Genomic DNA, 21,265 nt, shown 5'->3' on the forward strand with positions numbered 1-21,265 from the left:
CAAGCATAAGACTCATAAAGGAGCATATGAACCAGATGAACAATTTTTTGAATGAATTTGAGGAAAGATTTAGGGCAGGATTTTTGGATGATCTTAAAAGCATACTGGAAGAAGTGAAGAATGAGAAGGTTTACGCCTGTGCTTTTGGCACAGACAGCGATTTTGTCACCTTGTTTCTAGCTGTTAATACAGAGGAATCCCTTGTTAGACATATCACAAACATGAAAGCCGAAGGCCTGTGCGACAGCAAGGAAGATGAAAATTATTATAGATGGGGATTTTGCGAATATCAATATGGCGATGCAACACACTTGAATCATATTAGCAAATTTCTATATGCAACCGAAAATGTGTTTGATTATAAAGATGAAATGATAAAAATTATGGCCAAGGTAGTTAAGGAAACAGACGAGGTGCTTTTCAATCAATTTGGTCAAGCCAAAGAAGATATTATTTTTTTCGTGTCCATGACGGATGATGATATGGCCGAGGAACTCGAAGATCAGTCTGTAATTCAGATGACAAACGCCAAACTAGTTGATGGCTTCTTGCATCGTTATCAATAGAAATACAGTTTGAAATATTACACTCATTTCGTTCAGGTAGTTGCTTTAATTCGCAATTTGCTTGTCCCATGCATCGATTGATTACGTATCCTTTTCATTTGGTTTATCCCCATTAGATACGAATAAACCTATTTCTCCTCATGGTTCGAGTTGAAATAAGTTTATTTAAAGCTTTCATCCAGATGAACAGGAATTCTTACCATTCAACTTCTTCAAATAATCGGAAAACCATCTTTTTTTCAAATTCATCTAAAGTTCTAAATCCAGATATTTCTTCTTTCTTTTCTCCAAGTTTTATCAAGTCGCTATTGCTAGGTCTCCCACCTTATAATAACCTAATAGTTTATCTTGGGGTTCCCTTTTTAATGATAATTCACTTAATTTTTTTATCATTTTCTCCGTACGGAAGCCTTCTTTTCCTATCTGTGTCATTGCATGATATAAGACTATGGGGTTATTATCTTCTAACAAATTTTCTAATTCACCTATTTGAACCTTCCCCTTCCGCTATCTTCTTTAATATACTTCATTTTAATCCCAGCTAAGAGCTATAAATTGGAATGACCGGGAAAATGTTTTATCAGAAATAACCACTATGATGAGTTCCACATTTCTCTTCGCAAACTACGCCGCTATCATACTCATGGTATGGGAATCCGTTTGTTTTACTGAAGCGAGACTCCGGTGCAGCTTATGATTAACGATTCCGATTACCACGTCCGGCTCCATTACATCCTGATGGGAGAGCATAACCAATGTTGCAATATCCCCCCTATGATATGCCGCTGTCAACGCTCTCAGAAAAGTTTTCGAGTTTTCACTTTCCGGTAAGGATAACTCTCCTTTGAGGAGATCCTCCTTGACTGCTTCAAGCGATTTTCGTGCCCGGTGGAGTGCAACTTTTACCGCTCCCTCCGTTGTTTTGAGCATGTCGGATGTTTCACTAATCGAAAATGCGAACACATCTCGCAGCAAAAAGACAGTTCTCTGAAGCGGTGATAGATGATTCATTAAGGACTGCAACGCTATCTCAATTTCAAAAGTTCCATGATCCGGCACAGTTACTTTCGCTTGTTCTCTATTCAATACCCGACTGTAGACTGCTTTTCTCCGTATCTCATCAATCCAGGTGTTCTTCGCAATCCGCAGCAAAAGCGCTTTGGGGTTTGTATGTTCGAAATTGTTTAACTTTCCTAATGCTTTTACCCAAGTATCCTGAGCCAATTCTTCCGCATCCCAATTTGATTTCGTAAGCGACAGACAGTAACGCTTCAGGACTGCCTGTAATTCCTCCAAGTTCTCGATGTTTATTGTATTATCTGTCATTTGTATAGAATCATCTATGCGCATAGGTCCTCTCCTCCACGGTCTTATTCTGCCCTTTCCTAGAGCAAAGCCTTTGTTACCTCCAATGTAAACGAACAAGTGGTTGTAAAAGTTACACCATTTACGCAAATCGTTTTCCCATTGAAACCTCCGTATCTTTTTACGGCCTCGGTTCGTTTACAAGGAGAAATCAACTGAAAACAGGAAATTGGGGGTATCAAAATGAGTGTTTATGTTCCTTATGTTGTTGAGCAAACTGCTCAAGGTGAAAGATCGTACGATATCTATTCCAGACTATTAAAGGATCGTATTGTGTTTGTCGGGGCAGCCATCGATGATCATTTGGCTAACAGTATTATTGCTCAATTATTGTTCCTGGCGGCAGAAGATCCGGAAAAAGAAATTTACATGTATATCAACAGCCCGGGTGGCTCTACTTCCGCAGGATTTGCCATCTATGATACGATGCAGTACATCAAACCTGATGTACACACGATATGTACGGGATTCGCTGCTTCGTTTGGCGCGATCCTGTTGCTAGCGGGCGCCAAAGGGAAACGTTCGGCGTTGCCGAACAGTGAAATCATGATCCATCAGCCGCACGGCGGCGCACAAGGTCAGGCCAGCGATATTGCGATCAGCGCAAAACGAATTTTATGGACTCGTGAAAAGGCAACCCGTATCACAGCTGAACGGACCGGACAATCTTTTGAAAAAGTCGAAAAAGATATGGACCGGGATTTTTACATGTCCGCTCAGGAGGCACTGGAATATGGTGTTATTGATCAGGTGATCACTTCTTTATAGAGTATGCTCAAACCCTAATGATCCGCAAGAAACTTTAAGAAAATATGAGGTGATATCATGTTAGCAAGTTTACAAGGTAAGGAAGTAACTATTCATTTTATAGATGGGGCAAATGTATGCGACGGGATATTGGATCAGATTGACGACAAGTTCGTTAAATATCTTACGCAATATCAAACGCTTGTTATTCCTATCACATCTATTCGCACCGTATCCATTGACATTAAGGAACGGCAACGCCATAGAGTTGGATTCGCCCCTTGAACCTATTTTAGTATGGGTGTCAATTACATTGTACGGAGGCCCTATATTATGTAAATTTTACAGGGAGTAGAAATGATTCAGCTAAGACGTGTCGTTCGACAAACTAAAAGCTGTGATTTTGACGCATCATGATGTCGATCATATAGGTTGTCTTCCTGAGATTTTGCAGGAGTGTGGCGATCATATTAAAGTCTATGCACATGAACTGGATAAGCCGTATATTCAAGGGGAGATCCCACTTTTAAAAGATAGTCACCTTGTGCATCGCCCGAAGGGCAAAGTGGACGATACCTTAATAGATGGTCAGGAGCTGCCGTTTTGCGGCAGGATTCGCGTCATCCATACGCCTGGGCATACTCCTGGTCATATCAGTCTTTATTTAAGGCAAAGTAAGACTCTTATTGCCGGGGATTCGATGTACAGTGTAAATGGGATTCTCGGGGGAATTCATGTCCCGACCACACCGGATATGGATGCAGCTCGTCTTTCATTGAAAAAGTATTTAGATCTCGATATTGCATCCGTAGTTTGTTATCACGGGGGATTAAGTAATGTACATGTGAATGATCAGATATTAGGACTTAGTGGCGAGTTAATTTATAGCGAATTGAAGTAACCCCGTAAATGACCGGGGTTGCTTTTATAATGTTCATATGAATTGTATCTAATGCCCACACTTTATTGATAGACACGCACGTAATCGACTAGCATTTGGGACGGGAACTGCGTCGAGTTATTGGGAGCACCAGGCCAGTTTCCGCCGACCGCTAGGTTCAGGAGAATAAAGAACGGCTGCTGAAATTCTTCGGTGTTCCCGGTTCCGTTCTCTATATAAAATTCATTGAACTGCTGTCCGTCGACAAACCAGCGGATATACTTGGAGTCCCACTCGATGCTATACACATGGTATTGGGAAAAATCCAGATTGCCCGATACCCGCCCAAAGTCAGCGTGGCCTCCCGCATCCCAATGCACAGTACCGTTCACAGAAGGATTGTTGTTTACACGTTCCATAATGTCGATTTCTCCGCATTTCGGCCAACCTACCGAGCTGATGTTGCTGCCTAACATCCAGAAAGCTGGCCATATCCCTTGACCGGACGGTAACTTGATGCGCGCTTCTACTTTCCCATAAGTAAATTTTTTCAAGTCTTGAGTTTTGATCCGGGCAGAGGTGTAATTCATTCCGCCGTAAGCTTCTTTTTGTGCCGTAATCACCAGATTGCCTCCGGTAACCTGCAAATTCTGCGTACGGTTGGTATAGTACTGCAGTTCATTGTTTCCCCATCCGCCGCTTCCGGTACCGATTTCAGGGGTCCAATTGGACCGGTTTAACGAAGTTCCATTAAATTCGTCGCTCCACACAAGATTCGAGTTCGGTGCTGCGCTTGTATGCATTGCTGGAAGCAGAACGGTTAGGAGACTGAGCAGCGCAACCGCACATAATCCTTTTCTTAGCATTAGTTCCCTCCTCAATAATAATAATCCAAGTTCTTAGACACTTCAGGAAAATAAGCCTTCAAGCGGTATTGACGATTGAAACGGGAATCACCTCTCTTTATATTTTTCTTCTTGGACAGCTCATAAATTAGAATCGTAGATAGACGATTGAAAAGGTATACCGCTCAAGCAGGAGTATAATGGAAACAAAATACATATTCAACCTATATTTAAGGTTTTTTCTTAAAAATAACTTTCTCATATAGATAAAGCCGGTCTTTATAAATCAATAAGAAATTTAACTGCCATTAAAACAAACGTAGTAGCACGTATCGCACCGGACGCGGTGTAGCCCCGTCGGTCATCTACGATTACCAGAAGACACGTGGTGGTGAGCATCCACAAATCTTCTTATCCGGAGGAAACCTTAGCCCTCAATTCCGTACAACTCATAGCGATGTCGCCACTTCACTAAGGTGGTAACGCTGTGTTATGTTTTTTGCTACTCCCACACGGCTGCTCTGCCCTGCTTTTAACTCCTGTATGATGGCTAGTTTCTCAATCGCATTGTATTCGTTCTTCTTAGACAAAGGAAAACTCCCCTTGAAGTAGCGGTTTATTTATTAAACCTGTCTACTTGAAGGGGAGCATATCAAAATCGGTACTCTGTTCCGTAATTTATAATAGCGAGGTTACGAACTTCACCTCCGGAAAGCGGTTATCCGGTCCTTTCATTAAGATTCCGCCTTGATTTTTCAGATACCTATCGAAGAAATCCAGCATATAGGCATTGATAACGGAGTTCGCTCTTTCGGGCGCAATCTTTCCTGTAATGCCCAGCATTTTGAAAATCGGAGAAATGAACTGTACGTCGGTAAAATTCAAATGCTCCGTATTTTCGATATAGAGGACTTGTCCTCCTTCGTCGACCGTTTCGCGCATCCGTTCAAGCTCCAACTTTTTATCTTCCGTTACTTGATCCTCCCACTCTCTTGTTGATCCCATACGGTTAAGCTCTGCATCCGTGTAGACCCGGTTATCCATCACCATTTTCAATTTTTCGAAATAGCTTTCCGAGTTGATGAACAAAAACGGCTTTCGTAGACCCTCTCTGTCACGCAGTCGATAAAGCCCTCCATCAAGGTCTATTCCAGCCGTGATTCGCGGATCATAAGAAGCGTCATAGGCCGTCGCTCCGCCGATGGAATGACCGAACGTCCCGACATGACCGAGATCAATCCTCCCTTTTAGATGACTTGGAATCAACCCCGATTGGATGAGCTCGAATTGGTCCAACGCAAACGCCACATCGCCGGTTAAAACTTTTCCCAACTTGTCGCGATTTCCTCTACTCGTCTGGTAATCATGGTCGGGCGAGAATAAGTCGTTGGTTGTGCTGGTCGTGATTCGCCCGTCCGGAAACTCGGTTGCAAATGTATTGTAGGTATGGTCGATCACTGCCACGATATATCCATGACTCGCGAGATTTTCGGCTTGCGACGTGTGAAGAAACCTGGAAGAGCCGTTGCCGGGATTCGCAAGGATCAGCGGGTACGAAGTCTGTGCCGAAGAGACTTCGGCCCCCGAATAAGCATGACTGGATACGTACTTCAGGTGTTGAAACGTAAACTCGGGAAGGCCATAGTTCGCGGCCATATAACGTAAAATCTGGGTATCGGGAATAAAGGGAGCGTACTTGCCGGTGCTAGCTTGAGCCGGATACCAGACCTGAACCATCAATTCTCTCTTACCCTCTCTGGCTTCGTCGAAAATCTCTTTCCTATTTGTATCCACGAAATGAAAAGTTTGCGTTCCTACCTTAAATTCGCCTGTCGGTTCAGGTAGTTTAAATACAGGAAAAGCATACATGAGACCCGCTGTTGCGACCAGCATTATTGCTATAGCGGTATAAGCTGAACCCAACATGAATCGTGGGATTTTTTTGGGGCCGGTTTTTTTAAAAGAGCTATAACCTGAAATGGCTAAAAAAATGATCGTTATGCAATATGGGAAAAATAGCTGAACTCTGTATCCTTTCACCGTCCAATGAATGACCAGTAAAAGTGTGGCAATCCCGCTTGCAACGAATACTGGAATTCTACGCCGTCCTTTTTTTAATAGTACGGTTAATGCAAATAAGCCGATGTTTGACAATAAAAGCAACAGTTCAAACAGCCTCATCTCGATTCTCCTTTCAAAAAATTTCTATTTTCGTTTGTTCTAATCTTATCCTGCCAGGCTGGCCTAAGCTATCGATTTGCCTTACATCAACCTAACAATTTTGTAATTCGATCTTGCGGTATTGGAAGACTCGTAAAACCAAGGATGAATCAGGAAATACCAATAAGTATGTGGTTAATACATCACAGACTTATAACGACTATGGTAGTATCACAAGCGCTGTTGACGTGTTGGGTGTACCAACAACGTACACCTATGATGCAACGTTGCATTTACTTGTTGGTGTCTCGAAACCAATTTCTGTGACTCAAACACAATATACGGAATATGTACGTGATGCAGTTCACGGCAATGTGACAAAAATTCGTGTTCGTGAAGTCCGATATTATGGAAATTTCACAGGGAGTAGAAAATGCTTCAGCTAAGACGTGTCGTTCGGCCAACTAAAAGCTGTGATTTTGACGCATCAGGATGTCGATCATATAGGTTGTCTTCCTGAGATTTTGCAGGAGTGTGGCAATCATATCAAAGTCTATGCACACGAACTGGATAAGCCGTATATTCAAGGGGAGATCCCACTTTTAAAAGATAGTCACCTTGGGATCCCCCCGAAGGGCAAAGTGGACGATACCTTAATAGATGGTCAGGAACTGCCGTTTTGCGGCAGAATTCCAGTCATCCATACGCCTGGTCATACTCCTGGTCATAACAGTCTTTATTTAAGGCAAAGTAAGACTCTTATTGCCGGGGATTCGATGTACAGTGTAAACGGGATTCTGGTGGGGGATTCATGTCCCGACCACACCGGATATGGGTGCAGCTCGTCTCTCATTAGATCTCAACATTGCATCCGTAGTTTGTTATCACGGGGGATTAAGTAATGTACATGTGAATGATCAGATATTAGGACTTACCAAAGGATTATTGTCTTTGGTGGGTATGATTCTTACATGGAAGAGATGCTTAAAATGATGAAATTCATGAGGATTCGATCGTTCTCCAGTCCTTCAGCTCCTTTAAAATACCCGATTGGACAACCAACCAGCCTAGGTTATAACCAAGTTTCTCAAAAGTACAAAAAAAACGCTTGAAAACCCAAGCGCTAGGTGTTATTCATGATAAAATGGCGGCGAAATCCCTTTAAGCACTCAGTTCCAGAAATACTGCATCCGCGTATACCCGACATCCCATGCTTTCATGTCGCCCTTAATCGTGATCTTCAGCTCATCCCCCGGCTCAAGCGGAATCTTGAATAGCGAAGGGAACAGATCAGGATTAGTACGCTGAAGTTCTCCAGAATTGCTCATGATCTCCTTGCCATCCCGAGTAACACTGATACTACCGGAATAATCCGTTGGTTCGGGGCATCCGTAATCGAAGGAGAAAATCGTCTGTCCCTCAGACTTGTACGTGAACGTTCTGGAATCTCCGCCTTCAGCGCTATATAGGTTATAGCGGAGCGGTATCTTCTGTCCGTTGATTTGAATACGGTCCGGTTTGTCTCCGGTGGATGAATTGCCCGAGTTGTCCGTCCATTCAGTGATCGCCACAAACGGACCTTCTACTTTAGTTGTTATTTTGTCTACCGCCACCCCTAATCCCCATAAAGCTATAAAAAGAACCATACCCGATATAGCCGTTGCCACCAGATTGCGCCCGAGACTCCGGTAACGGAAACCAAGCTTGTACGCCCCAAAACCGAGGGCTGCTCCAATCGAATTCTGAAGAGCGTCGTTGATATCGAAGCTGCCCAGGAATGTAAGGGCCTGGATCGTTTCCAGCACAAGAATCGCGATGAAGAATAAGGTGATGAACCGGACGAAGCTGACCCGGTACAGCCATGGAATCAATATACCGAAAGGAATAAACGCAATAGTGTTCCCGAAAGCCACCATACTCATTAGGCTGGGATGCAGGAGATCAGCTGGAGACGGCAAACTAATGAAGTTCTCGGGCATAAAAATAAAGGTGTAGCTGGAAATTTGTTCCGAAGCCTCTCCTCTGCCGAAAGCGAAGAACATAAAATAAAGTACAATAATGGTATAGACTATAGTTGCGGTTAGTAAAATCTTGCGTTGTTTGACCATACTTAACTCCTCCACTCTATTTTTCCATCTATCACTATAACCTACTTACCTGTTTCATGAACCCCCCACCCCTTAGCTTGATTAACTTTACTTGCCCAAAATCAGTTCTATGAAATGTAAAAAGAGACACCCTTGACTCTCTGCGTAAAATAGAAGTACCACCAACCACTCCACGCAGAGGAGAACAAGATATGTCTCATACGTATACTTTATCACAACAAAATCATTGGAACAATCGGTCGGAACAATGGAAACTTCCGCTGTATTTCTCAAAACTGGTGCTTCATCACATCAAGCACTTCGTAGACGGTATGCTTTCGACCGGATTTTCAGGTACCTTAACGGATATTCACCGAGAAAGTTTACAGGATCGAGACCGCAGAACCTTGATTCATTTCTTAACTCACGGAAACTGGAACGCGTCTTACCTGAAACGTATTATTCAACATGTCGCTTTCCAGCAGATGAGGGAAATCGCTCAACGGGTCATGGCCCCTTTTTTGTCATCCTTGACGATACCGTATGTGAAAAACCAAGCCTTCGTCACAGGCTACGCATAGGATTCAAGGGGCTTCGTTTCAACATTCTCATCTCAAAGGTCAGTCCGTCTACGGGCATGTTGTTGTCCAAGCCTTGCTTCGTTCGGGTGACCGGGTTTTCCCCTTTGCCTCAGAACGTTACGATCCGGAAGCAAAAGCAAAATCGATTTGGCTTGTGAAATGATTCGGTCTGTTCCGATGTCGACGTGCCGAACTTACGTTCTAATGGACTCCTGGTATCCGTCTGCTTCAGTACTTCAAACGAGCGCGGAACGTGGCTTTCATGTGATTAGTGGTTTGAAAACGAACCGTATCTTCTACCCTCAAGGCATCTGGCAATCGCTCAAAAACTTTGCTTCCTATATCTCGAAATCGGATACCGTTCTGGTGACGATCGGCTCCTCCGCTTACCGAGTATATCGCTATGAAGGGAAGCTCAATCTCTTGGAAAATGCCGCCCTGCTCCTATGTTGGAAAGATGGAGATGGCTTTGAACCTAAGCAGATGAAGGCCTTTCTGAGCACGGATATTTCACTGAGCAATGAAGAGATTCTATGCTATTACAGCAAACGTTGGGACATTGAAGCGTATTTTCGAACTGCGAAAGTACAACTGGCCATGGATCGTTAGCAGGTTCGATCTACTCAGGCGATTGACCGTTACTTGACCCTGCTCATGTTTTCTGCGTTGTATTGCCAGTATGACAGCCAAGGAAGTTTAAACGATGGGTTACATCACTACCGTATCCAGAAAAAGCATGACATGATTGATTATATTTACAACCAAGCCAAAAGCGGGGCAACATTAGACCAAATTAAAACATGGCTAAGCGTTGCATAGGGATACTGTCAGCTCTTAAAACTTACAAATTATTGAAGCGATTATTGGCAAGTACAGTTATTTAGCTATGCTTGCAGCAGCCTTCGAAAAGAGAATCGATGAAGTAGTTGCTTTTAACATTTTCCATTGTGGTTTAGATGCCTTAAAAATGGGAATGCCAGAAGAAACTTACCTGAACATAGTGCAACTAGTCGATCGTAATGAAGTAGATCAAGTGAATCTATTATTCGAACAGATGATGACTCACAATATTGATTTGCATTGGAAGATTACCAAAGGGATGGAAAATACCGGTGAAGCAACGCCTTTTGATCTCATTAAAAATTTCGAAAAGCACACGATGCACGGCATTGGAGCATTCATTAATCAAGATGTTCTTTTACTAGCTGGAGAAGATGATCAATACGTACCCATTAGCCGACTCGCACAAATTCAACAAGAATTAATCAATGCTGCTTCCATTACAACCAAAGTATTTACTAAAGAAACGGGGGTGAGCAACACTGCCAAGCAGGTCACAGGGAGTTAGCATTTAATGAAATGAAGAAATTTCTATAACAAAGAGGAATGAATACTATAATTTCTCGCATAAAAAAATTCAGATGGTTTCCCCTTTTGGGGGAACCACCTTTTTAAGCATTTTATTTGACAGCAACAAATCTCATTTTGTCTACAATATATTAATTATTCTTCTATACTGTAAATACTTGCCCCAACTTGAACAAGATCATGAGATGCTAACTTGCCAATGCATATTCCAATATTTTTCCTTTCAGCCATTGAGGTTGAAATTTGAACAGAGCTAACGCTTAATACCGTCTCAATTTGATCTGCATTTTTAATAAGAATTTTATCACCTATGATTTTTTTTATTTCTGGGTAGGTTAAATGGTCTAATCCTTTGTTTGTTCCTACTAAAATTGTACCTTCATCTTTTGACTCAAAAGTTATACTAACATCCATTATTTTTTCCATTTTAAACGCTGCCCCTTTATCGTTCTTCAATATAAAGTTCTCCCTTAACATCACGTATACGCAAATCAGCGCTTTTTAATTAGGTTATGGCATCCCTCAGTAGGTCATCCTTTCTATTGATGTTAAATCGGTATCGAACCTTGCGGCTCTTATACTAGAGTATGTCTTCAAACTATAAAACTATGATTTCAGTCAAGGTGATGGTAAAATTTATTTTCAAATGAAAAGACGAAACGATTGTCTCATCCGATCCGCTAAATTAGCGGCTTTTTTATTTTAAAAGTGCTGGTGCGTCAGTCCGTTTTCATAAAACTTCAACACGGTTTCCATTTATATCAATACCCAGAAATGTATGGTATGATGAAGGACGATTTAAAGAAATCGTATTGTAGTGAAGGGATGATTTATATTGATAGATCACGATAATCTTGAAGAGTATCGAGACCCGATTAATTATGATCTTGAATTTGGCGACGAGATTAATAAATATAATTTCTATCTTGATATTGCTAGATTGAACCCAGGCGAAGTTTTGGAACTTGCATGTGGTACAGGATTGACAACCATTCATTTATCAAAATCGGGGATACATATAACAGGTGTTGATATTTCTTCATCGATGCTTGAATATGCGCGAGTTAAAGCTCAAGGTTTGCCTGTGGATTTTATTGAAGCTGATGCTCGTACATTCGAATCCGAAAAGCGTTTTTCCATGATTTATTTGACAGGAAATGCATTCCAGGCATTTTTGAGCGATGCGGATCAACGAGCCTTACTCGAAACCGTCTATAAGCACCTAGAGTCAAATGGGTTGTTTATTTTTGAAACACGAAACCCCTTGGGAACCGATTTATCTAACCAAGAGGAAAGCATCTGGGGAAATTTTATCGATAAAGATGGAATTAAAGTCAAGGTATCTGGGACACAGTCGTATGATTCAAGTAACCAGATCATGCACTGGGTCACGTTCCGTGATTGGGGATCGGAGAAAACAACTTCTCGAATTGCATGTCGCTTTACTGATAATGACACGCTTCAGCGTTTATTAACGAGCCGCGGCTTTTTTTTCGAAAATCAATATTCGGACTGGGATAAAACACCTTTCACTCCTTTATCTCCTTCCATCATTAGTGTTTGTCGAAAAAAACATGGAGCCTAATACGATTGACGACCGCGCGTAAGATATCCATGCCATTCGCATGTTTTTGAAGGAACAACAGGCTATTCCAGTGATTCCCGAAAAAAATCGCCGAGTCATCCTAAAATATGATAAGATCGTTTACAAAAAAACGTTATTTGGTGGAATGCTCTTTAATAAAGTAAAGAATTTATCGTCGTCTGGCGACTCACTATGTAAAATGGCGTGTACATTCAAGTCTTTTTTTGCCTTGGCAACCATTATTGTTTGGCTTGCCTGAGTTTGAAGACACGCCCTAATTCATAAAAAATTCTATTGTTTTCTGCCAAGAATCTGATTGACCAAAAGAATTTCCTTTTAAAGTACCACCACAAGTAAAAACGCCTCCACCCATTTTTAAGTTCAATGTTTCGCTTAAAGGTATAATAAATGGTATTGGTAATGAGTGACCTAAATCCTTATAGTCTAAAAGATTGTATTTGTATTTATAATTGTTTTTTTTCAAAATACTCATTATTTCTACACATGCCTCGTGAGTATTCCAAATATTATCTTGATGACCTGCAATTAGCAATAAATTCGCATTTGCATTCTCTATTTTTATTCGAGCCTCCTCTTTATTTCTTGCCCTTTCCACACTTTTTTTATATGTAGTAGTAAAACCAAAAGGTATATTTTTTTCTAAGCAATGACGCTGATGGTCGTAAAAAATTTCATTATCAATTGGTATAAATGGTAATGATCTCCCTTCATACGACCATGATGAAACATTTTTACCACTCATCAAACCATCCAACGCTTGAAAACAATATGCATGAGGTGCAGAAGCCACAACTTTAGAAATGAATTTATATCGTGACGCCAAAAGTAACGCCAATTCTCCACCTTTAGATGTACCATGTACATATATTTCATTAGTACGTGTTAATGAATTCTTTTTAAGCCAAGAGAACACTTTTTCAAAATATTCAAGGGGAATTTCCTCAAGCTTTTTAGGCAATCCCTTTTCATTGAAATATCCAACGGTTAAAACATTAAAACCTCTAGATGCCAATGGTCCTGACAAAATCGAAAGACCACTTAGTTCACCATCAGACCCACCCAATACTACAATCGTTTTATAATTTGAGTTTTCAGTGTAAAACAACTCTCCCACGAATGCATCAGTAATCTGATGTCTTTTCACTTCCGGTAACTTAAACATACGCTCTAGACTTATGCATTCCCGATCTTGTCCATTTTCACATACTATGTCAATAAATAGACTACCATCTATTGAAATATTATGAGCGATATTTCCTCCCTCACTATTAATCTTCTGTAAAGAAGCAATAAGGCCCATACTATCTATATAATCATAAGTTCCAGAATCAGGTTTCTGTTTCGATAAATCAACACTACCGTTTGAATCCGCAGTAAACCAAGCAAATGATTGATACTTTTCACTAACTGCCCAAGGAAAATGCATGGATGCAGTTATTTTTATTTTGTCCTCTGGTGGTAACCCGGTGACACAAAAATCGATTTTTTCATCAATTATTGCAATTCTCGGTTGTACTTGTAATTTCATCTCGCGACCTCCAAAAGTAGCAATGAATTTTGATGGAAAAATGTTTCCCATTATTTAAAAATGCTTTCTCCGTAAAATAAAGCTATCTAAAGCTCGAATTTGTGCTTCTTGAAACCCTTCCAAGTCTTCAAATTTATAATTTACATCTTCCTCAAAACCAACGTACTCTTCGTTGTGAGCACCATATATTCTTTTCAATAAACTCCATAACACTTCTAATTCTTCAGTTGTGAATCCATTAAAAATATCTGCCATTAGGCATATTGCTTTCTCACCACATTCCAGCATGACTCTTTTCCCTAATTCCGTGATTTCCACGTTAATTGCACGTTTGTCCCGTTTGCTTGGCGTCGTAATTAGGTATCCTTTATTCTCTAAATTGACTATAAGCTTTTGTGCGCTTTGTTTGCTTGTTTCTAACTTTCTTGCAATATTAACAAGTGTTGTTTCATCCTCTGGCAAATGAGCTATTGCCAGCATGATCATGTACTGTCGTGATGTTAATTTCTCAAAATAGTTGTCGCCTTGTATTTGCAACTTATTAGTAACGGAAAAAAAAGTAGCGTAAGTTTGTTGCATTATATATAACTCTCTAAGCGCTTTAGAATATTCCATAAATATATCCTTTTCTTTTTATTGTCACCATACTGACTATAATTACAATAACAGCATTTTGTATTATCGTCAACATGGTGACAATAATACCATTTGTAAATTGCATACATTAAATAAATAATTGTTATTGTGTATCTGGAATTCCTAGTCGTTATGAATGATCCGCCCGGTCACGTCTTTTGCCTTGCGGAAGTGAAGTTGTTTGCTAAGCCAGGAGAAGGAGCGATTATATCAACACGTACGACGAATAACTAAAAAGGGTGGAGTTGATATAGTTTATCAACTCCACCCTTTTTCTGTGTGTGACGAGTTCAGTCTCTTTTCTTGGTACCGCTTTTTACTGTAAAAAACAACAATGATAAAAAGAATAGAGCCTGTGAAGTTTTAACCATCAACCTGATTCCTTCACCGGAATCTTTTATATCAAACAAAATATCAGCTATGGATACCAAACCTGTAGTAATAAGTATAATCAATGCGAGTATGTACACGTTTAGTCCCCCTTTTTTCCGATTTTACAGCAAGAAGAAGACAATAGCTCTGGATGCGGGTTCGGCCAACCACGCAGGCAACCCAACATATTTTAAGGCGTAAGCAAGACCGTCCTCTGCTGTGCCTGTGAAATCTACCATGATATCCAAAGCTTGCATTATTACTTGATAACCAAGATAATATTTCAAAGTTTCTTTTGCACCGTCGGTCAAAAGTGGTATCTTATCTACATAAATTTTTATCTGTTCATTCCAAGCACGTGATCCAATATTTTTTAGTTTAGAAATTAATTCTAACGCTACTTCCTTTGCGAACTTTGATCTCCAACCTTGTGTACTTACTTCCCCAGATGGACGTTGAGTATCGACCATTCCAAGATTAATGCCTACAGTTTTGAAAAGGTCATCATAATCAACTTGTCTTAATTCTTGCTCTACTCTTTCATCAACAATTCCATTTTCCAAGTCTATCTTAGTCTCTGAAGTTATAGAAGATTCTACGGTGTTGGCAACTCTCTTCATATATTTGATATTTTTCTTCAATATACTAACATGAATTATATATATTTGTAAAATAGAGGAATATAGTAGTTGTTTTTTCCTGTAATAATATCTATTCATAGTATTTGGACAATAAATGGTTATTATAACCTGTGAAAAGAGACTGTTTATTAAATAACTTTTGACCGAATGATGGCCGTTCGTTAGACTTTTAGCATGATATATTTATATCATGGAAAATTAAATAAGGAACACCCCGCCGCTTTCGAGCCTCGGTGAACCAGGTCGGCCAATGTGCCGGCCTTTTGATTTTTCAACAAACCAAATTAGGGAACATAAATCATGTCTACAGAAGCAAGCGCAGTAAGAAACGGTGGGTGCGCATATTTGGTAAAAATATTGAGTCTCAAAATCATATACTTCAAACAATAAATGGATGCACATACGTTTGTTCCCTTCATGCTCTAAACCTAAATGAAATCCTCTGACTAAATAGCGAAATATTCGCTAAAAATAAATAGCGATTATTTCGCTGGGATATTCTAGGTTTGGAGGTGAGAAGATGTACCAAAGGATCCGAGATTTGCGTGAAGATAGAGATTTGACTCAATCCCAAATGGCTGAATATTTGAATTGCAGTCAACGAATTTATAGCAATTACGAACGCGGCGATGTTGATATTCCTACAAGGATTCTAATCAAACTAGCTGATTTCCATAACACAAGCACAGACTACTTGTTAAACAGAACGAAACAAAAAAAACCTTATCCCGCAGGCTAGCTACTTTTAGAAATAAAAAAGGTAACTCCTCATAAAGGAGCTACCTTTCAAATTTTTTTATAATCGCCCCCTACAATCTTCTGAACTACCTATTTCAACTCTTCTTTCCCGTCAAATACTTCAATCATTATTAGTGCCCCCATTTTATAACCCTCAATATAAGCCGAAGCGGACAATAAGGAAATTAAAACATCTTGTAAATCCGAAAGCTCTTCAATTAATTTGTAATCTTGTTCTGGCAATTTTGTTTTGAGGGCTTCCTCAGCATCGGCTATTCTCTGAGAGACCAGTTCAAACTCAGTGTCTTTCGATTTGATTCGTTCACTTGGGTTACATTTTCCGTAATAAAAGTTCTCCAAGATACTCATGTTCTACTCCTTCATGATATGTATTATTAACCCTCTGACTAATTTTAGCGAATTATTCGCTAAAAATCAATAGCGATTATTTCGCTAAGATATTCTTAGTTCGAGGTGAATATGATGTATCAACGGATTCGAGATTTACGTGAAGATAAGGATTTGACTCAAACTCAAATGGCCGATTATCTGAATTGTAGCCAGCGGATATACAGCAATTATGAACGTGGGGAAATAGACATTCCAACGGAGATTTTAATTAGACTAGCTAATTTCCACCATACAAGCACAGACTATTTACTAAATAGAACAAACCAAATAAAGCCCTACCCGGCGGGATAACATTTCTAAGAAATAAATATTAGTCTTAATCTAATTGTGCATTATTTCAATAAATGTTTTTCAACCAACGTAAAATTCTCTTTTATTGTAGATTTCCCATCCACCGTAATCAGTTTTACACCAAGAGTATGGGTCATTTTATTGGCTTTACGAAGGAGCGCGGAGGGACCATCATAATATATCTATGTACCTACCCAACTTTCCTTAGGCGACAAGCCGTTCGCAGACACAGAGCATCATTTGCTCCTAGTTCTGAAGGATGGCGAAGTCGAACTTACAGGCTACCAGTCTGGTGCGGAATGCACTTCATTTTTATCGTATGTTCGAATGCAAACACAAGGAGCATTGCCCTGTCGACAACATCGGCTTGGACAATGCGCTTTATTTTATAGCAACTGCCCTTGGGACAGCATCTTCTGTGCATTAAAGTTAGAAGTCATAACAAGAAAATTTTTAAAAAAACCTTCACTAATTACTAGGTTAGTGTGGAGGGAACGAATACTTTTTGCCACCCCAAGCCACGAGAAGCGCAAGGAATAAGAGTATGAATAATGCCCATGAAAATGATCCCGCACCAAAAGTTTCGAGTAAAATACCCCCAGCCATCCCGCCGCCGGCGATAGCCAGATTCCATACGGTCGTGTTAATCGGCATAACCATATCCACTTTGCCCTCCCCTGCAGCCTGAGCAAGCGCCGTTTGCAACAGCGTTGCTGCGCCACCGAAAGTTAAACCCCATACCGTAACAATGATATAGATCATAAGGGCATTGGAGTTGCTAAAGCTCATGGCAATAGAAATTAAGACGAAGGAAATAAGACTAATCAAAACAAGCTTACGCAGCCAACGGTCGATGAATACGCCAGTTATCCATATACCTATGAGAGCAGCAATGCCAAAGAAAGCCAGCGCCAGCCCCACTCTCTCCCCCATCCCATTGGCCGCAAGAAATGGAGCAATATAAGTGTAAAGAATATTATGGGCTGTCATCCAGGTCAGTACAACCAATAGTATGGGCCGAATCCCCGGTGTAAGGAAGACTGCATAGATCGAAGCTTGCTTATCGGAGGACTGTCCCGGATAGTCCGGCACCTTCCAAAGCACCCACGCGATCAGTATAACTGTCAGTAGTGACATAATTCCAAAAACAGAACGCCAACCCATAAGGTTCCCCAGAAACGTCCCCGCTGGGACACCAATAGCCAAGGCGATCGGCGTTCCAACCATGGCAACGGCCATCCCCCTCCCCTTCAATGTAGCAGATACCATGCGGAGAGCGTAACCGCCGATCATCCCCCATAGAACTCCAGCCGAAACTCCTGCCAGTAGACGGGCAGCCAGCGTCAGTATGTAGCTGGAAGAAATCGCGGTGACACTGTTAAAAACCAGGAACCCGCAAATAGCCAGAAGTAACAGCGGACGCCTCCGCCATTGGCGGGTAACTATAGCTACAGGGATGGCAGCCACTAGGGAACCGATGGCATAGACAGTGACCAGTTGACCCGCCATTGCCTCTGAAATATAAAGTCCCTTGCTTATTTGCGGAAGCAAACCAGCCGGAATCGTTTCCGTCATAATACAGATGAATCCTGTCATAGCCAAAGCAAGCAGACCAAGCCAGGGAAAGCGCTCAGAGGAGGCGGAAGAAGCAATCTTTACAGTAGTAGAAGAGTTATTGCTGGACATTAGCGCAGCTCCTTAAAATCGATTTCAAAACAAGTTCAAGCGAAAAATCAAGCATATATGCCAATGATTTGCTCTCCTTTTATTTTACTTATGGATCGATCAATCCACATTTTAAAGATACCTCTCTGTCTTGTCAATTACTTTTGGATCGATTAGTATATAAGTACAAGATATAAGGAGGCGACTCCATGGTTAGAACCGGAAGACCACGTAAATTCTGTCGCGACGAAGCGATCTCCCAAGCTATGATGTTGTTTTGGGAGCATGGATTTGAATCAACCTCTTTGGCTCAACTCAAAAAGGCGATGGGCGGCATCTCCTCAGCCAGCTTTTATGCAGCTTTTGAATCAAAAGACGCATTATTCAAAGAAGCGCTGGACCGGTATTTGGCTACATACGGACAAGTATCGACAAGCCTTACAAACTATTCACTTTCATCGCGCACAGCTATTGAATTAGCCTTAAGAAGTTCAGCAATCATGCAGACTGAGCAGACCCATCCCTTGGGTTGTTTAGTCATATTCTCTGCAAATACATGTTCCCCAGAAAACACTCATATTCGAGAACTATTGATCAGGCAAAGAGCAGTGACTAGGAACAAGTTCTATGCTCGTATTGAGCGAGCTACCAAGAATGGAGAACTTCAAGAATCCACAAATGTTAGCATCTTAACCACACTATTCGTTACCTTTCTGGAAGGTATATCTACGGAAGCCAGAGATGGTGTGTCCCTAGACAACATTGATGCAGCCATTACTAAATTGATGGAGCTTTGGGATACTTGTGCCTGAGACTTGAGACTTGAGACTTGAGACTTGCCCAGTCTTCATGAAAATAAGGGCATACAAATAGCAAAAGGCAATCCCCTTAAAAAAGGAGATTGCCTTTTTATTCAGGAAGATTGCTTCTCTCGTAAACGGCTTTATTCAGCTATCCTACACATCAGCTGACCTAATTGAGTATCGAAGTGTGTTTTGAGATAGAATCGATTATTAAATCCCAGTCGTCATAGTGAAGCTCATGCCCGGCACCTTCCAATGTCAGTAAAACCGCACGCGGAATTGCGTTAGCAAGATTTATTCCGTGTTCATAAGGGATAATCGAATCTTCAGTACCGTGTATAACCAGTGTAGGAACGTTTATTTCCCCTGTTCTAGCCAAATAGGATTCCCCGCCTGACAGCATAGCGTGATTATTCATACTGGCCATATTGTTGCTTCTTTTCCATTCTTCTTTTGCTAATTGATAAACCTTTTTCTCATTGAAAGGATGCTTTGAACCGACTAAAATTCTTGATCTACCCACCACAAAATCGACCACCGATTGTTCGTTCGACCAATCTATTGCTCCCATATTCGAGAAATAGTCCATAACCTTTTTCTCCATCGGTGGAAGATCGGAAGCAAAATTTGACGTTGCTAAAAGAGTCACGGTTAATACTCTGTCTGGATGTCGTAGAGCTATCAACTGAGTCAGCATACCGCCCATAGACATCCCTACGATATGCGCTTGCTCAATCTTATAAGCATCTAATACTCGAATCGCATCATCTGCCATGTCTTCGAAGGTATAGTCCGGTTGACCAGGTTCATAGGTTGTAGAACGTCCAACATCTCGGTTATCATAGCGAATGACAAAGCGACCTTTCTCAGCTAAACGCTGACAAAATTCTTGCTCCCACCAGACCAATGAGGATTGAGCCCCCATAATCAGTAATATTGCCGGGTTAACTTGCTCGCCGAAACTCTCACTACAGATTTCTATTCCATCGCTTTTTATGAGTTGTTCGTTCAGTAGAATTCCTCCCCTCAATGATATATAACAAAAAAACACCGAATATTACCTTCATCATTTATCCCCATAAAGTACTTACGGTGCCCCGCCTTAGGCAGACAGAAATTACCGATCTACTCGGTCGCTAGTTTAAATTATTTTGTTGCAAGAAATTCAGAAAATCTCTTTGCATAGAGCCAAGAGTAAGAATTTTTTTGATTATCCTAAACCTACAATGCTGGCCTTTGATTTTAAATGACCATATTGCAGAAGACAGGTGTCCAGAATGATATTTTTGTTCTTGTAAATCAGCAACTTCATATTCAACTTTTTGTACTACTTTTGTGGAAAATAGATTGAGGAAAAGGATAATAATCCTATCATTATTTAAGAGTAATATGGCTCGACTTGTATAAGCCGAAAAGCTCTGTGGAGTTGAATAGCAGACAAGCATGTCAGATTCTCTATAAGGTTCTGCTAGCTTATTGATCGTTTTTTTTGTAATAAATAGCATGATCAAATACCTCTCTATTTGGATGTTTAAATGAATTGATAGAAAAGAATATCCTTCAAAAGTATTATACTACACAAGTAAACTATTCCAAAAAAGGATAGTCATCTGTAGCCTATTTAAACATACTCCCTCCTCCTCACTTTAGATGTGACATATACTCAAATGCTCCAAACGTATATTTCATTGCCTTTTTTGCTCCAAAATGATGCACTGTGGATAATATGACGATATTGGTAGGGCCTGGTGTGAAGGTAGCAATAAAACAATAAATTAAAACTGATGTAATATTCATAAGGAAAACTCCTTTTAGCGTATTCTCATGAAATATTACATCTTAAGATAAATAGCATATAGTATGTTATTGCAGGTATTGTATCCTTCGTAGTCACGTTCTCCCACCATTTTTGCCTTTCCTCATCATACCAAGCCTTCAAAGAAAGAGAATAGCCTTTATCCTCCACCGTTGAAGA

The 21,265-nt window shown here is 40.6% G+C and carries 21 protein-coding genes and 6 pseudogenes; 13 read left to right on the plus strand and 14 right to left on the minus strand.

Annotation, left to right across the window (positions count from 1 at the left end):
* The first annotated feature begins 35 nt into the window (after positions 1-35).
* Positions 36-566, plus strand: coding sequence for a DUF4303 domain-containing protein (locus tag ACWA2B_RS22300; RefSeq protein WP_449292624.1), 531 nt, complete (start codon positions 36-38; stop codon positions 564-566).
* Positions 567-1,190: 624 nt separating this feature from the next.
* Here the strand turns inward: ACWA2B_RS22300 and ACWA2B_RS22305 are convergent.
* Entirely contained in the window at positions 1,191-1,916 is a 726-nt protein-coding gene (locus tag ACWA2B_RS22305) for an RNA polymerase sigma factor (protein ID WP_069011151.1), read from the minus strand.
* A gap of 198 nt (positions 1,917-2,114) precedes the next feature.
* On the opposite strand from ACWA2B_RS22305, the gene clpP reads away from it, so the two are divergent.
* From clpP to ACWA2B_RS22320, 3 genes and pseudogenes are all read left to right on the plus strand, one after another.
* Positions 2,115-2,699 carry an ATP-dependent Clp endopeptidase proteolytic subunit ClpP gene (gene clpP, locus ACWA2B_RS22310; RefSeq protein WP_013310269.1) on the plus strand — a complete coding sequence of 195 codons (585 nt, stop codon included), beginning with the start codon at positions 2,115-2,117 and terminating at the stop codon, positions 2,697-2,699.
* Between the two features lie 57 nt (positions 2,700-2,756).
* Positions 2,757-2,963 (plus strand): hypothetical protein, encoded by a 207-nt coding sequence (locus ACWA2B_RS22315; protein WP_039275041.1) that lies wholly within the window; start codon positions 2,757-2,759, stop codon positions 2,961-2,963.
* Positions 2,964-3,051: 88 nt separating this feature from the next.
* Positions 3,052-3,579 (plus strand): annotated as a pseudogene (locus ACWA2B_RS22320) (MBL fold metallo-hydrolase); the annotation flags it as partial.
* A gap of 65 nt (positions 3,580-3,644) precedes the next feature.
* On the opposite strand, the pseudogene ACWA2B_RS22325 reads toward ACWA2B_RS22320, so the two are convergent.
* The 3 genes and pseudogenes from ACWA2B_RS22325 to ACWA2B_RS22335 form a co-directional block, all read right to left on the minus strand.
* Positions 3,645-4,424: pseudogene (locus ACWA2B_RS22325) on the minus strand (glycoside hydrolase family 16 protein); the annotation flags it as partial.
* A gap of 428 nt (positions 4,425-4,852) precedes the next feature.
* Positions 4,853-4,993, minus strand: a complete 141-nt coding sequence (locus ACWA2B_RS22330) for a hypothetical protein (protein ID WP_013371081.1) — start codon at positions 4,991-4,993, stop codon at positions 4,853-4,855.
* Between the two features lie 88 nt (positions 4,994-5,081).
* Entirely contained in the window at positions 5,082-6,584 is a 1,503-nt protein-coding gene (locus ACWA2B_RS22335; protein WP_449292625.1) for an alpha/beta hydrolase family protein, read from the minus strand.
* Positions 6,585-7,012: 428 nt separating this feature from the next.
* Between ACWA2B_RS22335 and ACWA2B_RS22340 the strand changes: the two are divergent.
* Positions 7,013-7,556, plus strand: a pseudogene (locus tag ACWA2B_RS22340) (MBL fold metallo-hydrolase); the annotation flags it as partial.
* Positions 7,557-7,732: 176 nt separating this feature from the next.
* Here ACWA2B_RS22340 and ACWA2B_RS22345 read toward each other — a convergent pair.
* Positions 7,733-8,671, minus strand: coding sequence for a VanZ family protein (locus ACWA2B_RS22345; protein WP_029515058.1), 939 nt, complete (start codon positions 8,669-8,671; stop codon positions 7,733-7,735).
* 191 nt (positions 8,672-8,862) lie between these two features.
* On the opposite strand from ACWA2B_RS22345, the gene ACWA2B_RS22350 reads away from it, so the two are divergent.
* From ACWA2B_RS22350 to ACWA2B_RS22360, 3 genes and pseudogenes are all read left to right on the plus strand, one after another.
* On the plus strand, positions 8,863-9,231 hold the full coding sequence (locus ACWA2B_RS22350; protein ID WP_152526656.1) for a hypothetical protein: 369 nt from the start codon (positions 8,863-8,865) through the stop codon (positions 9,229-9,231).
* Between the two features lie 111 nt (positions 9,232-9,342).
* Positions 9,343-9,840, plus strand: a pseudogene (locus tag ACWA2B_RS22355) (transposase); the annotation flags it as partial.
* A 268-nt stretch (positions 9,841-10,108) separates the two neighbouring features.
* Positions 10,109-10,608, plus strand: a pseudogene (locus ACWA2B_RS22360) (alpha/beta hydrolase); the annotation flags it as partial.
* A gap of 126 nt (positions 10,609-10,734) precedes the next feature.
* Here ACWA2B_RS22360 and ACWA2B_RS22365 read toward each other — a convergent pair.
* Entirely contained in the window at positions 10,735-11,055 is a 321-nt protein-coding gene (locus ACWA2B_RS22365) for a hypothetical protein (RefSeq protein WP_239645116.1), read from the minus strand.
* Between the two features lie 379 nt (positions 11,056-11,434).
* On the opposite strand from ACWA2B_RS22365, the gene ACWA2B_RS22370 reads away from it, so the two are divergent.
* Complete coding sequence (locus ACWA2B_RS22370; protein ID WP_049816866.1) at positions 11,435-12,184, plus strand: class I SAM-dependent DNA methyltransferase; 750 nt, start codon at positions 11,435-11,437, stop codon at positions 12,182-12,184.
* A 274-nt stretch (positions 12,185-12,458) separates the two neighbouring features.
* Here ACWA2B_RS22370 and ACWA2B_RS22375 read toward each other — a convergent pair whose 3' ends face one another.
* The 3 genes from ACWA2B_RS22375 to ACWA2B_RS22385 all read right to left on the minus strand — a co-directional run bounded on the left by ACWA2B_RS22375 (position 12,459) and on the right by ACWA2B_RS22385 (position 15,304).
* Entirely contained in the window at positions 12,459-13,733 is a 1,275-nt protein-coding gene (locus ACWA2B_RS22375; RefSeq protein WP_029515061.1) for an acyl-CoA thioesterase/bile acid-CoA:amino acid N-acyltransferase family protein, read from the minus strand.
* A 54-nt stretch (positions 13,734-13,787) separates the two neighbouring features.
* Positions 13,788-14,348, minus strand: a complete 561-nt coding sequence (locus ACWA2B_RS22380) for a MarR family winged helix-turn-helix transcriptional regulator (protein ID WP_029515063.1) — start codon at positions 14,346-14,348, stop codon at positions 13,788-13,790.
* Between the two features lie 515 nt (positions 14,349-14,863).
* Positions 14,864-15,304, minus strand: a complete 441-nt coding sequence (locus tag ACWA2B_RS22385; protein WP_241113506.1) for a hypothetical protein — start codon at positions 15,302-15,304, stop codon at positions 14,864-14,866.
* A gap of 598 nt (positions 15,305-15,902) precedes the next feature.
* Here ACWA2B_RS22385 and ACWA2B_RS22390 point away from each other — a divergent pair.
* The gene (locus ACWA2B_RS22390) at positions 15,903-16,121 is read left to right on the plus strand and encodes a helix-turn-helix domain-containing protein (RefSeq protein ID WP_029515066.1); all 219 of its coding nucleotides are present in this window, start codon (positions 15,903-15,905) and stop codon (positions 16,119-16,121) included.
* A gap of 89 nt (positions 16,122-16,210) precedes the next feature.
* Here the strand turns inward: ACWA2B_RS22390 and ACWA2B_RS22395 are convergent, their stop codons facing one another.
* Positions 16,211-16,489, minus strand: coding sequence for a DUF6809 family protein (locus ACWA2B_RS22395; RefSeq protein WP_029515068.1), 279 nt, complete (start codon positions 16,487-16,489; stop codon positions 16,211-16,213).
* A gap of 111 nt (positions 16,490-16,600) precedes the next feature.
* Between ACWA2B_RS22395 and ACWA2B_RS22400 the strand changes: the two genes are divergently transcribed.
* Together ACWA2B_RS22400 and ACWA2B_RS22405 are read left to right on the plus strand one after the other, a co-directional pair.
* A complete protein-coding gene (locus ACWA2B_RS22400; RefSeq protein ID WP_305954128.1) occupies positions 16,601-16,822 on the plus strand; it encodes a helix-turn-helix domain-containing protein in 222 nt (73 codons plus the stop codon).
* Positions 16,823-17,081: 259 nt separating this feature from the next.
* Positions 17,082-17,249 (plus strand): hypothetical protein, encoded by a 168-nt coding sequence (locus ACWA2B_RS22405; protein ID WP_161626962.1) that lies wholly within the window; start codon positions 17,082-17,084, stop codon positions 17,247-17,249.
* 53 nt (positions 17,250-17,302) lie between these two features.
* Here ACWA2B_RS22405 and ACWA2B_RS22410 read toward each other — a convergent pair whose 3' ends face one another.
* A complete protein-coding gene (locus tag ACWA2B_RS22410; RefSeq protein ID WP_029515070.1) occupies positions 17,303-18,508 on the minus strand; it encodes an MFS transporter in 1,206 nt (401 codons plus the stop codon).
* Between the two features lie 188 nt (positions 18,509-18,696).
* Between ACWA2B_RS22410 and ACWA2B_RS22415 the strand changes: the two genes are divergently transcribed.
* On the plus strand, positions 18,697-19,299 hold the full coding sequence (locus ACWA2B_RS22415) for a TetR/AcrR family transcriptional regulator (protein WP_341040466.1): 603 nt from the start codon (positions 18,697-18,699) through the stop codon (positions 19,297-19,299).
* A 160-nt stretch (positions 19,300-19,459) separates the two neighbouring features.
* Here ACWA2B_RS22415 and ACWA2B_RS22420 read toward each other — a convergent pair whose 3' ends face one another.
* The 3 genes and pseudogenes from ACWA2B_RS22420 to ACWA2B_RS22430 form a co-directional block, all read right to left on the minus strand.
* The gene (locus tag ACWA2B_RS22420) at positions 19,460-20,302 is read right to left on the minus strand and encodes an alpha/beta fold hydrolase (protein ID WP_341071891.1); all 843 of its coding nucleotides are present in this window, start codon (positions 20,300-20,302) and stop codon (positions 19,460-19,462) included.
* A 124-nt stretch (positions 20,303-20,426) separates the two neighbouring features.
* Complete coding sequence (locus ACWA2B_RS22425) at positions 20,427-20,795, minus strand: hypothetical protein (RefSeq protein WP_029515073.1); 369 nt, start codon at positions 20,793-20,795, stop codon at positions 20,427-20,429.
* A 163-nt stretch (positions 20,796-20,958) separates the two neighbouring features.
* Positions 20,959-21,087 (minus strand): annotated as a pseudogene (locus ACWA2B_RS22430) (LysE family translocator); the annotation flags it as partial.
* Positions 21,088-21,265: the final 178 nt, after the last annotated feature.

This window comes from Paenibacillus sp. CMM36 (assembly GCF_053570945.1).